The organism is Microbacterium sp. 16-032 (assembly GCF_041079455.1).
Lineage (GTDB): Bacteria > Actinomycetota > Actinomycetes > Actinomycetales > Microbacteriaceae > Microbacterium > Microbacterium testaceum_A.
In genome coordinates this window covers 151,955-164,846 of sequence record NZ_JBFYGQ010000007.1, presented here as the reverse complement: position 1 = coordinate 164,846, position 12,892 = coordinate 151,955, and the positions used below count along the sequence as shown (strand labels likewise).

Genomic DNA, 12,892 nt, shown 5'->3' with positions numbered 1-12,892 from the left:
CCACCCCATCCCGCCGAACCAGGAGGTTCCCCATGGCCGGACGTGACAAGGGCATCATCGACCCGCCCATCGACGCTCTGCTCGACAAGGTCGACTCGAAGTACCAGCTCGTGATCTACGCGTCCAAGCGCGCGCGCCAGATCAACGACTACTACTCCGACCTGCACGAGGGAAACCTCTTCGACAACGTGGGACCGCTGGTCGACTCCACCGTCGAAGACAAGCCCCTCACGATCGCGCTGCACGAGATCCACGAAGACAAGCTGCGCCTGCGCGCTGCGGAGTGATCCACAGCCGACGCATTTCGTGATCTGTTCACACATGTGACGATGCCCCGGGCGGCCCACCGCCGCCCGGGGCATACTTGTGCCCGTCCCCAGCCCTCAATCCTCCCGGAGTCGTCTTGACCGACCTGCGCCTGTTCACGTCCGAGTCCGTGACCGAAGGACATCCCGACAAGATCTGCGACCAGATCTCCGACAGCATCCTCGACGCGATCCTCACCGACGACCCCACCGGTCGCGTGGCCGTCGAGACGCTGGTCACCACCGGTCTCGTGCACGTCGCCGGCGAGGTCTCCACCCGCGCCTACGTCGAGATCCCCGCGATCGTGCGCGACGTGGTCAACCGCATCGGCTACACCTCGAGCGACACCGGGTTCGACGGCGAGTCGTGCGGGGTGAGCGTGTCGATCGGCGCGCAGTCGTCCGACATCGCCGCGGGCGTCAACAAGGCGTTCGAGCAGCGCGAGCGCGGCTCCGTCGATCCGCGCGACCTGCAGGGTGCGGGCGACCAGGGCATCATGTTCGGTTTCGCGACCAACGAGACCCCGCAGCTCATGCCCATGGCCGCCTGGACCGCTCACCGCATCGCCGAGCGCCTGGCATCCGTACGCAAAGACGGCTCGCTGCCATTCCTGCGTCCCGACGGCAAGACCCAGGTCACGCTCGGCTACGAGGGGCACGTCCCCCGCACGGTCGACTCCGTCGTGCTGTCGACGCAGCACCACCCCGACATCTCGCAGGAAGACCTGCGCGCCGAGGTGCAGGCCGCGGTCATCGACCCGGTGCTCGCCGAGACGGGGCTCGAACTGCCCGACGTGAAGTACTACATCAACCCGGCCGGTCCCTTCGTCATCGGCGGCCCCAAGGGCGACGCCGGCCTCACCGGTCGCAAGATCATCATCGACACCTACGGCGGCGCCTCGCGGCACGGCGGCGGCGCGTTCAGCGGCAAGGACCCGTCCAAGGTCGACCGCTCGGCCGCGTACGCCATGCGCTGGGTCGCGAAGAACGCCGTCGCCGCGGGTCTCGCCGACCGCCTCGAGGTGCAGATCGCGTACGCGATCGGCAAGGCCAATCCGGTCGGCCTGTACGTCGAGTCGTTCGGCACCGCGCACGTGGCCGACGACGTGATCGTCAAGGCGATCCGCGACGTGTTCGACCTGCGCCCGGCAGCGATCGTCGACCAGCTCGACCTGCTGCGCCCGATCTACGCGCAGACGGCGACCTACGGCCACTTCGGCCGAGAGCTGCCCGACTTCACCTGGGAACGCACCGACCGCGTCGACGATCTGCGTACCGCTGCCGGGCTCTGAGAGTGCGTGGGGGAGTGCGCCCCGGCACCACTGATGGCCACCGCACCCGGGGGAGGATCACGTGAGCGAGCGTCGTGTGGCGCGCGTGCAACTCGAGTCGCCCGTCCCGCAGCTTGATCGGCTGTTCGACTACGCCGTTCCGCATCCGCTCGTCGCCGACATCGCACCCGGCGTGCGGGTGAAGGTGCCGTTGCGTTCGGCCGGTCGCATGATGGACGCCTTCGTCATCGAGGTCGTGCCCGATGACGGCACCGAACGCCCGCTGTCGGCGGTCGAAGCGGTCGTCTCTCCGATGCCCGTGCTGCCCGAACGCCTCTACACCCTCGCGCGCCGCGTCGCCGATCGGGCCGCGGGGTCGGTGAGCGACGTGCTGCGCCTGGCGGTCCCCAAACGCATGGTGCGCGCGGAGAAGGCCTGGGCCGCAGCCCCCGCGCCCGTGGCGCACGAGGTCGTCCCGGCGGCGTCCGAACGGGCCGCCGCGCTGCTCGCCCCCTACGCGGGTCTCGCGGCCGCCCTTGACGCGGGGGAGCGGATCGCCCTCGACGCCCCTCCCCACCCGCATCCCGAACTCCCGCGCGGGGCATGGGCCGATCTCCTCGCCGCCGCCGCAGTGCACACCCTCGCCCGTGGGCGCAGCGCCGTCCTCGTGGTTCCCGACTACCGCGACCAGGCACAGCTCCTCGCCGCACTCGGCGAGCTCGTGAGCCCGGATGCCATCGTGCGCGACGACTCCGACCAGTCCGGTCCCGCGCGCTACGCCCAGTACCTGCGCACCCTCGCGCCGGTGCCCTGCATCGTCGTCGGACGCCGATCGGGTGTCTACGCTCCCGCACACGACACCGGTCTCGTCGCGATCTGGGACGACGGCGACACCCTGCTCGCCGAGCCCCTCGCGCCGGGCGTGCACGCGCGCGACGCCGCGCTCGTGCGCCAAGAGATCGAGGGCTCCGCCCTGCTCTTCGCGGGACACACGCGAACGACCGACGTGCAGCGCCTGGTCGACGTCGGGTACGTCCGCGACATTCCGCAGACGCGGCGGCCGAGCCCCCGTGTGGTCCTGAGCGCCACACGCGAGGGCGAGCAGCGGCAGTCGCGCGTGCCCTCGTCGGCGTTCGCCGCCGCGCGCGAGGCGTTGCAGAGCGGTCCCGTCCTGGTGCAGGTCGCCCGCCCGGGGTACGCCCCCTCGCTCGTGTGCGCCGACTGCCGTCGACCCGCGCGCTGCCCGCACTGCGCCGGTCCCCTTCGGGCGGCCCGCCCCGGCGCGACGCCCGTCTGCGCCTGGTGCGGTCGCAGCGCCCACGCCTGGGCCTGCGGTCACTGCTCGTCGACCAAATTGCGCATGGCGTCGTCGGGAAGCGAGCGCACGGCCGACGAGCTCGGTCGCGCCTTCCCGAACACGCGCGTGATCGTCGCCGACGGCGCCCATCCCGTCGCCGAGGTCGACGGCGTCCCCGCGCTCGTGATCGCCACCCGGGGCGCCGAACCCCTCGCCCGGGGCGGATACCGCGCCGTGATCCTGCTCGACGGCGACCGGATGCTGCAGAACGAGGCCCTCCGCATCGGCGAGCACTGCTTGCGCTGGTGGTCGAATGCCGCCGCCCTGGCGGCCCCGGGCGCCCCGGTTCACCTCGTGGGCGTCGCCGGTCCCGTCGCGCGTGCTCTGGCGACCTGGACCCAGCCGGCCTACGCCCGTGCCGAACTCGTCGATCGCGCGCCCCTCCGAATGCCCCCGGCGGTGCGCGTCGCCAGCGTCGACGGACACGCCCGGAGCGTCGATGTCCTGCTGGAGTCGCTGCGGGACAGCGTCCCGGATCTCGACCCGATGGCGATCCTCGGCCCCGTCGACACGTCGACGGACCCCGACACGTCCACCTCGCGCGCCCTCGTGCGCTTCGACTACGCGCACGGTCGCGCCGTGGCCGAGGCCCTGCGCGCCGGGGTCATCGCCGACGCCCTGCGCGCGCGCAAATCGCGCAAGGATCGCGGCCCCAGGCCGCGCAGTACGCTCAGAGTCCGCCTCGACATCCCCGAGCCCGACCTGTGACCGGGTCACGCACCCGTCCGCTTCCCCGAGTCTGAGGAGACCCATGCGCCTCGTCTTCGCCGGCACACCCGCTGTCGCCGTCCCGTCGCTCCGCGCTCTGGCGGCAGGTCCGCACGAGATCGCCGCCGTCATCACCCGAAGCGACGCGCCCCTGGGGCGCAAGCGCGTCCTGACCCCCTCGCCGGTTGCACACGTCGCTGATGAGCTCGGCATCCCGGTCATCAAGGCCGACCGTCTCGACGCCGAGGTGACCGCCCGCATCGCGGAACTCGAGCCCGATCTCGGGGTGATCGTCGCGTACGGCGGGCTCGTGCGCGAGCCGCTGCTGTCGACGCCCGCGCACGGCTGGATCAACCTGCACTTCTCGTTGCTCCCACGCTGGCGCGGTGCGGCTCCCGTGCAGCGCGCGCTCATGGCGGGCGATGCGGTCACGGGCGCGAGCGTGTTCCAGCTCGTCGCGGCGCTCGACGCCGGAGACGTGTTCGCCGAGGAGCGCTACGAGGTGCCCGCCGGGGCGACCTCGGCCACGGTGCTCGACGACCTCGCCGAGATCGGCGCTCCGCTGCTGGCGGGCGTGGTCGACGGCATCGCCGACGGCTCGGCGGTCGCGACTCCGCAGCAGGGCGAACCGACCCTCGCCCCCAAGCTGACCCTCGACGACGGTGCCCTCGACCTGACCCGGGATGCCGAGACCCTCCTGCACCAGATCGCCGGGGTCACGCCCGAACCCGGCGCGCACACCACCTTCGACGGAGCGCGCTTCAAGGTGCTGCGCGCCGCCCCCTCCGATGCGCCGCCGTTACCGGCGGGCCGGGTCACGGCATCCGGAAAAGACGTCGTCGTCGGCACGGGCACCACGCCGCTGCGCCTCGACACCGTGCAACCCGCCGGAAAGGGAGCGATGAACGCGAGCGACTGGTTCCGAGGCCTGCGCACCGACGAGCCGGAGCTCGGATCATGACCGTGCAGGGAGCCCGTGCCGTGGCCTACGAGGTGCTGCGCGCCGTCTCGGGAGACGAGGCCTACGCCAACCTGCTGCTGCCGCACGCGATCGGCCGACAGAAGCTGGATGCCAAGGACGCCGGGCTCGCGACCGAGCTGACGTACGGCACCCTTCGCCGCCGGGGCACCTACGACGCCATCATCGCCGCGGCCGCCGACCGCACGGTCGACCGCATCGACCCGGCCGTCCTCGACGCCCTCCGCCTGGGCGTGCACCAGTTGCTGTCGACCCGCGTCGCCTCGCACGCCGCGGTGAACGAGTCCGTCGAGCTCGCGCGGCGACACGGTGGGGGCCGAGGGGCCGCCGGCTTCGCCAACGCGGTGCTCCGTCGCGTCTCGCGCGACAATCCGGGGCAGTGGATGCAGACCATCTCCACCGCCGCGCGCAGCGACGACGAGCGCATCGGGCTCACCACCTCGCACCCGGTGTGGATCGTGCGGGCCCTGCGCCGCGCCCTCACCGCCGAGGGACGCGCCGACGAACTCGAGGGGCTGCTCGAGGCCGACAACGTCGCCCCGCGCGTCGCGATGATCGCCCTGCCGGGTCTCGCCGAGGTGCCCGATGACGCAACGCCCACGCGCTACGCCCCGACGGCGTTCACCACCCGCGGGGGAGACCCCGAGGGGCTCATCCGTTCGTCCGGCGGCACGATCCGCGTGCAGGACGAGGGGTCGCAGCTCGCCGCTCTCGCCCTCAGCCGCGCCCTCCCGGTGCGCGAGGGCGAGCGCTGGCTCGACCTGTGCGCGGGCCCCGGCGGCAAGACCGCGCTCCTCGCCGCCGAAGCGCTCGCCCATGAGGCGACCCTCGACGCCAACGAGATCGCCCCGGCTCGAGCGGGGCTGGTGCGCCAAGCCGTGGCATCCGTGCCCCTCGAGGTCGAGGTGAGCGAAGAGGACGGGCGCGAGCGCGCGGCCCGGATGCCGGGGGAGTACGACCGCATCCTCGTCGACGCGCCGTGCACCGGCATCGGCGCCCTGCGACGCCGTCCCGAAGCGCGTTGGCGCAAGACGCCGGCCGACGTGCCCGACCTGACCGCCCTGCAGCAGGAGCTCGTGCTCGCGGCCTTCGAGGCGCTGAAGCCCGGGGGAGTCGTGGCCTATGTCACGTGCTCGCCGCACCTGGCCGAAACCTCGGGCGTGCTGGCCGAGGTCAAGCGCGCACTCGGCGACGCGGCCGAAGAACTCGACGCCCGCGCGGTGGTCCGAGCGATCGCGAACGACGAGATCGACCTACCCGATCAGGCCGACGGGTCGCTCCGCGCCCAGCTGTGGCCGCACCGCCACGGTACCGACGCGATGTCGATCGCCCTGCTGCGCAAGCGCTGAGCGGCGCCCCTCCCGTCGGAAAACCGCGTGAGGGGTCAGTTCTGGTCGCCTGGACGAGCTCCCGGCGACACTTTCTGACCCTTCACGCGATCGGCGCAGGCGACCCGCGCGCCCATAATGGTCGGGTGCCTACCGACGCCCCGCGCATCAACCCGAGCATCCTCGCCGCCGACTTCGTGAACATGGAGGCCGAACTCGCGCGCATCGCCGGCGCCGACTTCGTGCACGTCGACGTGATGGACAACCACTTCGTGCCGAACCTCACGTTCGGACCGCAGATGGTGGGCCGCATCCAAGAGACCAGCCCCGTGCCGCTCGACGTGCACCTGATGATCGACGACCCCGACCGGTGGGCTCCGGCGTACGCCGAGCTGGGTGCGGCATCCGTCACCTTCCACCTCGAGGCCGCGGCATCGCCGGTCGCCCTCGCACGGCAGCTGCGCGCGATCGGCGCCCGCGCCGGGGTGGCCGTCAAGCCCGGGACTCCGGTCGAGAATCTCTTCGATTCGCTGAACGAGTTCGACCAGATCCTCGTCATGACCGTCGAGCCGGGCTTCGGGGGGCAGTCGTTCATGCCCGAGACCATGCCGAAGCTGCGCTCGCTCGCCGACGAGGCGAAGCGCCGGGGATCGAGCGTCTGGCTCCAGGTCGACGGCGGCATCGGCGAATCGACGATCGCCCAGGCCGCCGAGGCCGGGGCCGACACGTTCGTCGCGGGGTCCGCGGTGTTCGGCGCCGACGACCCCGACCGTGCGATCCAGTCGCTGCGCGCCTCGGCCGCCCGCCACCGCCACTGAGCCCGCGGACAGCCCCACCCCCGCAGACCCGATACCCTGGAACCGTGAAAACTTTCGACGACCTGTTCGCGGAACTCAGCGCCAAGGCCGTCGAGCGACCCGCCGGCTCCGGCACCGTTGCTCAGCTGGATGCCGGCGTGCACGCCATCGGCAAGAAGATCGTCGAAGAGGCCGCCGAGGTGTGGATGGCCGCCGAGTACGAGTCCGACGAGGCCGCGGCCGAAGAGATCTCGCAGCTGCTCTACCACCTGCAGACGCTCATGCTCGCGAAGGGCCTGTCGCTCCAGGACGTCTACCGACATCTCTGAGCCGCGCTCGCCCTCCCCACGCTCACACAACACGAAAGCCCCCGTCATGCTGCGAATCGCCGTGCCGAACAAGGGGTCGCTCGCCGAGACCGCCGCCGAGATGCTCTCGGAGGCCGGTTACACCGGACGTCGCGACTCGAAAGACCTGTACACCGTCGACCCCGTGAACGAGGTCGAGTTCTTCTACCTCCGTCCTCGTGACATCGCGACCTACGTCGGCTCGGGTGCACTCGACGTCGGCATCACCGGCCGCGACCTGCTGCTCGATGCCCGCATGCCCGGCGCCCGCGAGGTCGAGTCACTCGGCTTCGCCGGTTCGACGTTCCGCTTCGCCGGTCGACCCGGTCGCTTCACCGACATCGCCGACCTCGAGGGTCTGCGCGTCGCGACGGCCTACCCGGGCCTGGTCGACGCCTTCCTCGACGAGCGCGGCATCGCCGTCGACATCGTTCCCCTCGACGGGGCGGTCGAATCGGCCGTGCAGCTCGGAGTGGCGGATGCCGTGGCCGACGTCGTCTCGACCGGAACCACGCTGCGCCAGGCCGGTCTCGAGATCTTCGGGCCGGTGCTGCTCGAGTCCGACGCCGTGCTGATCGCCGGTCCCCAGGAGGCCGAGGGCACCGAGACGCTGCTGCGCCGCCTGCGCGGCGTGCTCGCCGCCCGCACCTACGTGCTGATCGATTACGACCTGCCCGCTCACCTGATCGAGCAGGCCGTCGCCGTGGCCCCGGGCCTGGAGTCGCCGACGATCTCGCCACTCCGCGACCCCGAATGGGTGGCCGTGCGGGTCATGAGCCCGCGCCGCGACGTCAACCAGGTCATGGACGCCCTCTACGCGATCGGCGCGCGCGCGATCCTCGTCACCGAGATCCTCGCCGCGAGGCTCTGATGACCCTCGCGCGTCGCGTCATCCCCTGCCTCGACGTCGCCGCGGGCCGCGTCGTTAAGGGCGTCAACTTCCTCGACCTGCGCGACATGGGCGATCCGGTCGAGCTCGCGAAGCTCTACTTCGAGCAGGGGGCCGACGAGGTCACCTTCCTCGACGTGACGGCGACGGTCGACGAGCGCTCCACGACCTACGACGTCGTGCGCCGCACGGCCGAGCAGGTCTTCATCCCGCTCACCGTCGGCGGGGGAGTGCGCTCGAGCGACGACGTCGCGCGCCTGCTCGCGGTCGGTGCCGACAAGATCGGCGTCAACTCCGCCGCGATCGCACGACCTGCTCTGATCGACGAGATCGCCGACCGCTTCGGCGCGCAGGTGATCGTGCTCTCGCTCGACGTCAAGCGGGCGGCATCCACCCCCTCGGGCTTCGTCGTGACCACTCACGGCGGCCGCACCGAGACGACCCTGGACGCCCTCGAATGGGCGCGCGAGGCGGTCGAGCGCGGAGCCGGCGAACTGCTGGTCAACTCGATCGACGCCGACGGCACGAAGCAGGGCTTCGACCTCCAGCTCGTGCGCCTCATGCGTCAGGTCGCCGCGGTCCCCGTGATCGCCTCGGGCGGGGCGGGCGCTCTCGAGCACTTCGCCCCGGCCGTGCAGGCCGGCGCCGACGCCGTGCTCGCGGCATCGGTGTTCCACTCCGGCCAGCTCACCGTGGGACAGGTCAAAGACGCCATGGCCGCCGAAGGGATCGAGGTGCGCCGATGAGCGTCGACCGTGTGAAGTACGACGCCGACGGTCTCGTGGCCGCGGTCATCCAGCAGTTCGACTCGCGCGAGGTGCTGATGATGGGGTGGATGGATGCCGAGGCCCTCAACCGCACGCTCACCACGGGCCGCGTGACGTTCTGGTCGCGTTCGCGTCAGGAGTACTGGCGCAAGGGCGACACCTCCGGCCACATCCAGCTGGTCAAGGGAGCGCGCCTGGACTGCGACGGCGACACCCTGCTGATCGAGGTCGACCAGATCGGCGCCGCGTGCCACACGGGCGATCACACCTGCTTCGACGCCGACGACCTGCACCCGGTCATGGGGGAGCGCTGATGCGTCGCGCGCGTTCCTCGGCGGTCCTCGCAATGCTCCTCACCGGAGCGATCGGGGTCATCGCCTCGACGCAGACGTGGATCGACGTCACCCTCGACGACGGCGCGCAGCAGACGCTGGCCGTCCCGGGCGCCGAGGCGCTTCCGGTGCTCACTCCGCTGAGCCTTGCGGCCCTGGCCCTGGGCGCCGCCCTCTCGATCGTCGGTCCGGTGCTGCGCTACGTCTTCGGCGCGCTGGGGGTGCTCATCGCGGCGTTCGTGGGCTTCGGGACCGTTCAGATCCTGTTCTCGACTCCCGTCTCGGCGACGGCGGCGACCGTCACCGACGCGACGGGCATCTCGGGAACGGATGCCGTCGCCTCGCTCGTCTCGGGCCTGTCCCTGACCCCGTGGGCGGCGGTGACGCTCATCGCTCAGGTCGTTCTGTTCGCGGCATCCCTCTTCACTCTCGTCACCGCTCGCCGTTGGGCCTCCGGGGCGAGCCGCAAGTACCGCACGGCCGAAGAGGCGCGCACCGCCACGGGGCGCCCGCACGACGCGATCGACTCGTGGGACGACCTCTCGCGCGGCGACGACCCCACCGCCTGAGCGAACCTCGCGACATCGAGACGTCGGCGCCGGGAGCGCACCCCCGCTTCGGTAGACTGAACGGACGCTTTCCCCCGCGCTCGCGCGCGACTGTAAGGAGCCCCATGAGCAACCCCATCGGCGACCCCGGCCACGGACACTCGCCCGCCGCCTGGACGGCCGTGATCATTATGCTCGTCGCGTTCACGCTCGGCACGCTGTTCTTCTGGCTCGACATGCCCGTCATGGTGTGGGCCTCGGTGGGTCTGCTCGTCGTCGGCGCCATCGTCGGCTGGGCCATGACCAAGGCCGGCTACGGCGCGAACGGCGCGAAGTCCAACCCGAAGGCCCACTGATGGCGCTGGCCGATCTCACGGCCGGAGCGGTTGAGGACGCCGAGGAGCGCGCGCAGTCGCGACCCCTCGCCGAGGTCGAACGAGATGCTCTCGCGCAGACGCCGGCGCGCGACGCGCTGGCGATGCTCGCCCCCGGCGACCGCGTGAAGATCATCGCCGAGGTGAAGCGCGCGAGCCCGTCTCGCGGAGACCTCGCGGCGATCCCCGACCCCGCCCGTCAGGCGCGCCTGTACGAAGAGGGCGGTGCGTCCGCGATCTCCGTGCTCACCGAGCGCCGCAAGTTCAAGGGCAGCCTCGCCGACCTCGAAGCCGTTCGGTCGGCCGTGAGCGTCCCGGTGCTGCGCAAGGACTTCATCGCGACGCCCTACCAGGTGCTCGAGGCCCGCGCCTCGGGGGCCGACCTCGCGCTGCTGATCGTCGCGGCCCTCGACCAGAAGACGCTCACCGAGCTCTACGGGCTCGTCACCGACCTGGGCATGACCGCCCTCGTCGAGACGCACTCGGCCGACGAGCTCGAGCGTGCGTCGCAGCTGGGCGCGAAGCTCATCGGCGTGAACGCCCGCAACCTCTCGACCTTCGAGCTCGACCGCGACCTGTTCGGTTCGCTGGTCGAGCGTTTCCCCGCGGATGCCGTGAAGATCGCCGAATCGGCCGTCCTCGCCCCCGCCGATGTGGCGCACTACCGCGCGGCGGGTGCCGACGTCGTGCTCGTGGGCGAGGCCCTCGTCACCGGCGACCCCGTTGCCACGCTCCGCGCGTTCCTCCAGGAGACGTCATGACCACCGCTCCCACCCAGAACCTGCGCGATCAGAAGGGGCCGTTCTTCGGCGACTTCGGCGGGCGTTTCATGCCCGAATCGCTCATCGCCGCGATCGACGAGCTCACCGCGGTCTACGAGTCGGCAATGGCCGACCCCGCGTTCCACACCGAGCTGCGCGCGCTGCTGCACGACTACGCGGGCCGCCCCTCGGTGCTCACCGAGGTGCCGCGCTTCGCCGAGCACGCCGGAGGCGCGCGCGTCTTCCTCAAGCGCGAAGACCTCAACCACACCGGCTCGCACAAGATCAACAACGTGCTGGGCCAGGCGCTGCTGACCAAGCGCCTCGGCAAGACGCGCGTGATCGCCGAGACCGGTGCCGGTCAGCACGGCGTCGCCACCGCGACCGCCGCGGCCCTGTTCGGCCTCGAGTGCGTCGTCTACATGGGCGAGGTCGACACCGAGCGCCAGGCCCTCAACGTGGCCCGCATGCGCCTCCTCGGCGCCGAGGTGATCCCCGTCACGACCGGCTCGCGCACCCTGAAGGACGCGATCAACGAGGCCTACCGCGACTGGGTCGCCTCGGTCGAGACGACCAACTACATCTTCGGCACCGCCGCGGGCCCGCACCCGTTCCCGGCGATGGTGCGCGACTTCCAGAAGATCATCGGCGAAGAGACCCGCGCCGAGTTCCTCGAGCGCCTCGGCCGCCTCCCCGACGCCGTGTTCGCGTGCGTCGGCGGCGGCTCCAACGCGATCGGCATGTTCGACGCGTTCCTCGACGACGAGGGCGTGGCCCTCTACGGCGTCGAGGCGGCCGGCGACGGCGTCGACACCCCCAAGCACGCGGCCTCGATCGAGCGGGGTCGCCCCGGCGTCCTGCACGGCGCGCGCACCTACGTGCTGCAGGACGAAGACGGCCAGACCACCGAATCGCACTCGATCTCGGCCGGCCTCGATTACCCGGGCGTCGGTCCCGAGCACGCGTGGCTCGCCGACATCGGCCGCGCGCAGTACATCCCGGCCACCGACGACGAGGCGATGCAGGCCCTGCGTCTGCTCTCGCGCACCGAGGGCATCATCCCGGCCATCGAGTCGGCCCACGCCCTCGCCGGAGCCCTGCGCATCGGTCGCGAGTTGGGTCCGGATGCCGTGATCGCCATCAACCTCTCCGGTCGCGGCGACAAGGACATGGACACCGCAGCGCGCTACTTCGACCTCTACGACGCCGAACACGCGCCGGAGGGCCCCGAGGGCGCCCCGCAGACGCGAGCGGCCGAGACCGTGGCATCCGCCCCCGGCTCGCCCGTCGACGTGACCCCGGCTCCGGACGCGGCCAGCGGCGCGGGAGTCGAGCTGTGACCTCTCGCGTCTCGGCGGCCATCGAGGCCGCCCACGCCGAGGGCCGTGGCGCCTTCGTCGGCTACCTCCCCGCCGGTTTCCCCGACGTCGCCACGAGCATCGAGGCGGCCGTCGCGCTGGCCGAGGCCGGAGCCGACGTCATCGAGCTCGGCCCGCCCTACAGCGACCCGGTGATGGACGGCCTGGTCATCCAAGAGGCGACCCAGACGGCGCTCGCGAACGGGTTCCGCATGCGCGACCTATTCACGATCATCCGCGAGGTCACCGCGCGCACCGACGTGCCGATCCTCGTCATGACGTACTGGAACCTCGTCGAGCAGTACGGCGTCGACCGATACGCCGACGAGCTCGTCGCCGCGGGCGGTGCGGGCCTCATCACGCCCGATGTGACCCCGGATGCCGCGGCCCAGTGGATCGAGACGAGCACGCGCACCGGCCTCGACCGGGTGTTCCTCGCCGCCCCCACCTCGTCGGACGAGCGGTTGAAGATGATCGTCGAGGCCTCCACAGGCTTCGTTTACACCGTCTCGACCATGGGCATCACGGGGGAGCGCGCCTCTCTCGACGCCGCCGCGCGAAGCCTGGTCGAGCGCCTGCGCTCGTTCGGCGCCGAGCACGCGTGCGTGGGCATCGGCATCTCGAACGCCGAGCAGGTGGCCGGAGTCGCGGAGTACGCCGACGGAGCGATCGTGGGGACGGCACTGGTCAAGGCGCTCCGCGACGGTGGCGTCGACGGCCTGTCGACCCTCGCGCGGGAGCTGTCTGCGGGCACCGCGCAGCGCGCCTAGA

General features: G+C 71.6%; 15 protein-coding genes. All 15 read left to right on the top strand.

Going from position 1 to position 12,892, the window contains the following annotated elements:
• Positions 1-32 precede the first annotated feature (32 nt).
• Positions 33-287 (top strand): DNA-directed RNA polymerase subunit omega, encoded by a 255-nt coding sequence (gene rpoZ / locus AB6V31_RS15715; protein WP_055837405.1) that lies wholly within the window; start codon positions 33-35, stop codon positions 285-287.
• A 116-nt stretch (positions 288-403) separates the two neighbouring features.
• Positions 404-1,597 carry a methionine adenosyltransferase gene (gene metK, locus AB6V31_RS15710; protein WP_056231786.1) on the top strand — a complete coding sequence of 398 codons (1,194 nt, stop codon included), beginning with the start codon at positions 404-406 and terminating at the stop codon, positions 1,595-1,597.
• Positions 1,598-1,658: 61 nt separating this feature from the next.
• The gene (locus tag AB6V31_RS15705) at positions 1,659-3,641 is read left to right on the top strand and encodes a primosomal protein N' (RefSeq protein ID WP_369366771.1); all 1,983 of its coding nucleotides are present in this window, start codon (positions 1,659-1,661) and stop codon (positions 3,639-3,641) included.
• Positions 3,642-3,684: 43 nt separating this feature from the next.
• Positions 3,685-4,602 (top strand): methionyl-tRNA formyltransferase, encoded by a 918-nt coding sequence (gene fmt / locus AB6V31_RS15700; protein WP_268103956.1) that lies wholly within the window; start codon positions 3,685-3,687, stop codon positions 4,600-4,602.
• The gene (locus tag AB6V31_RS15695; protein ID WP_268103955.1) at positions 4,599-5,969 is read left to right on the top strand and encodes an RsmB/NOP family class I SAM-dependent RNA methyltransferase; all 1,371 of its coding nucleotides are present in this window, start codon (positions 4,599-4,601) and stop codon (positions 5,967-5,969) included. Before fmt ends, AB6V31_RS15695 begins: the two co-directional genes overlap by 4 nt.
• Before the next feature lie 125 nt (positions 5,970-6,094).
• Complete coding sequence (rpe, locus tag AB6V31_RS15690; RefSeq protein WP_268103954.1) at positions 6,095-6,766, top strand: ribulose-phosphate 3-epimerase; 672 nt, start codon at positions 6,095-6,097, stop codon at positions 6,764-6,766.
• Between the two features lie 44 nt (positions 6,767-6,810).
• Entirely contained in the window at positions 6,811-7,074 is a 264-nt protein-coding gene (locus AB6V31_RS15685; protein WP_056231808.1) for a phosphoribosyl-ATP diphosphatase, read from the top strand.
• A 46-nt stretch (positions 7,075-7,120) separates the two neighbouring features.
• Positions 7,121-7,963: an ATP phosphoribosyltransferase gene (gene hisG / locus AB6V31_RS15680; RefSeq protein WP_056231810.1), complete on the top strand. Its 843-nt coding sequence runs from the start codon at positions 7,121-7,123 to the stop codon at positions 7,961-7,963.
• The gene (gene hisF / locus AB6V31_RS15675; RefSeq protein ID WP_369366767.1) at positions 7,963-8,727 is read left to right on the top strand and encodes an imidazole glycerol phosphate synthase subunit HisF; all 765 of its coding nucleotides are present in this window, start codon (positions 7,963-7,965) and stop codon (positions 8,725-8,727) included. Before hisG ends, hisF begins: the two co-directional genes overlap by 1 nt.
• Positions 8,724-9,062 carry a phosphoribosyl-AMP cyclohydrolase gene (hisI, locus tag AB6V31_RS15670; RefSeq protein ID WP_369366766.1) on the top strand — a complete coding sequence of 113 codons (339 nt, stop codon included), beginning with the start codon at positions 8,724-8,726 and terminating at the stop codon, positions 9,060-9,062. The genes hisF and hisI overlap by 4 nt, the downstream gene beginning before the upstream one ends.
• Positions 9,062-9,649: a Trp biosynthesis-associated membrane protein gene (locus AB6V31_RS15665; RefSeq protein WP_369366764.1), complete on the top strand. Its 588-nt coding sequence runs from the start codon at positions 9,062-9,064 to the stop codon at positions 9,647-9,649. The genes hisI and AB6V31_RS15665 overlap by 1 nt, the downstream gene beginning before the upstream one ends.
• Positions 9,650-9,753: 104 nt before the next feature.
• Positions 9,754-9,984, top strand: coding sequence for a DUF6704 family protein (locus AB6V31_RS15660; protein WP_056231824.1), 231 nt, complete (start codon positions 9,754-9,756; stop codon positions 9,982-9,984).
• Entirely contained in the window at positions 9,984-10,763 is a 780-nt protein-coding gene (gene trpC, locus AB6V31_RS15655; RefSeq protein WP_268103951.1) for an indole-3-glycerol phosphate synthase TrpC, read from the top strand. The genes AB6V31_RS15660 and trpC overlap by 1 nt, the downstream gene beginning before the upstream one ends.
• The gene (gene trpB, locus AB6V31_RS15650) at positions 10,760-12,103 is read left to right on the top strand and encodes a tryptophan synthase subunit beta (RefSeq protein ID WP_056231830.1); all 1,344 of its coding nucleotides are present in this window, start codon (positions 10,760-10,762) and stop codon (positions 12,101-12,103) included. The genes trpC and trpB overlap by 4 nt, the downstream gene beginning before the upstream one ends.
• Positions 12,100-12,891 carry a tryptophan synthase subunit alpha gene (gene trpA / locus AB6V31_RS15645; RefSeq protein ID WP_056231833.1) on the top strand — a complete coding sequence of 264 codons (792 nt, stop codon included), beginning with the start codon at positions 12,100-12,102 and terminating at the stop codon, positions 12,889-12,891. Before trpB ends, trpA begins: the two co-directional genes overlap by 4 nt.
• The last annotated feature ends 1 nt before the right edge of the window (position 12,892 follow it).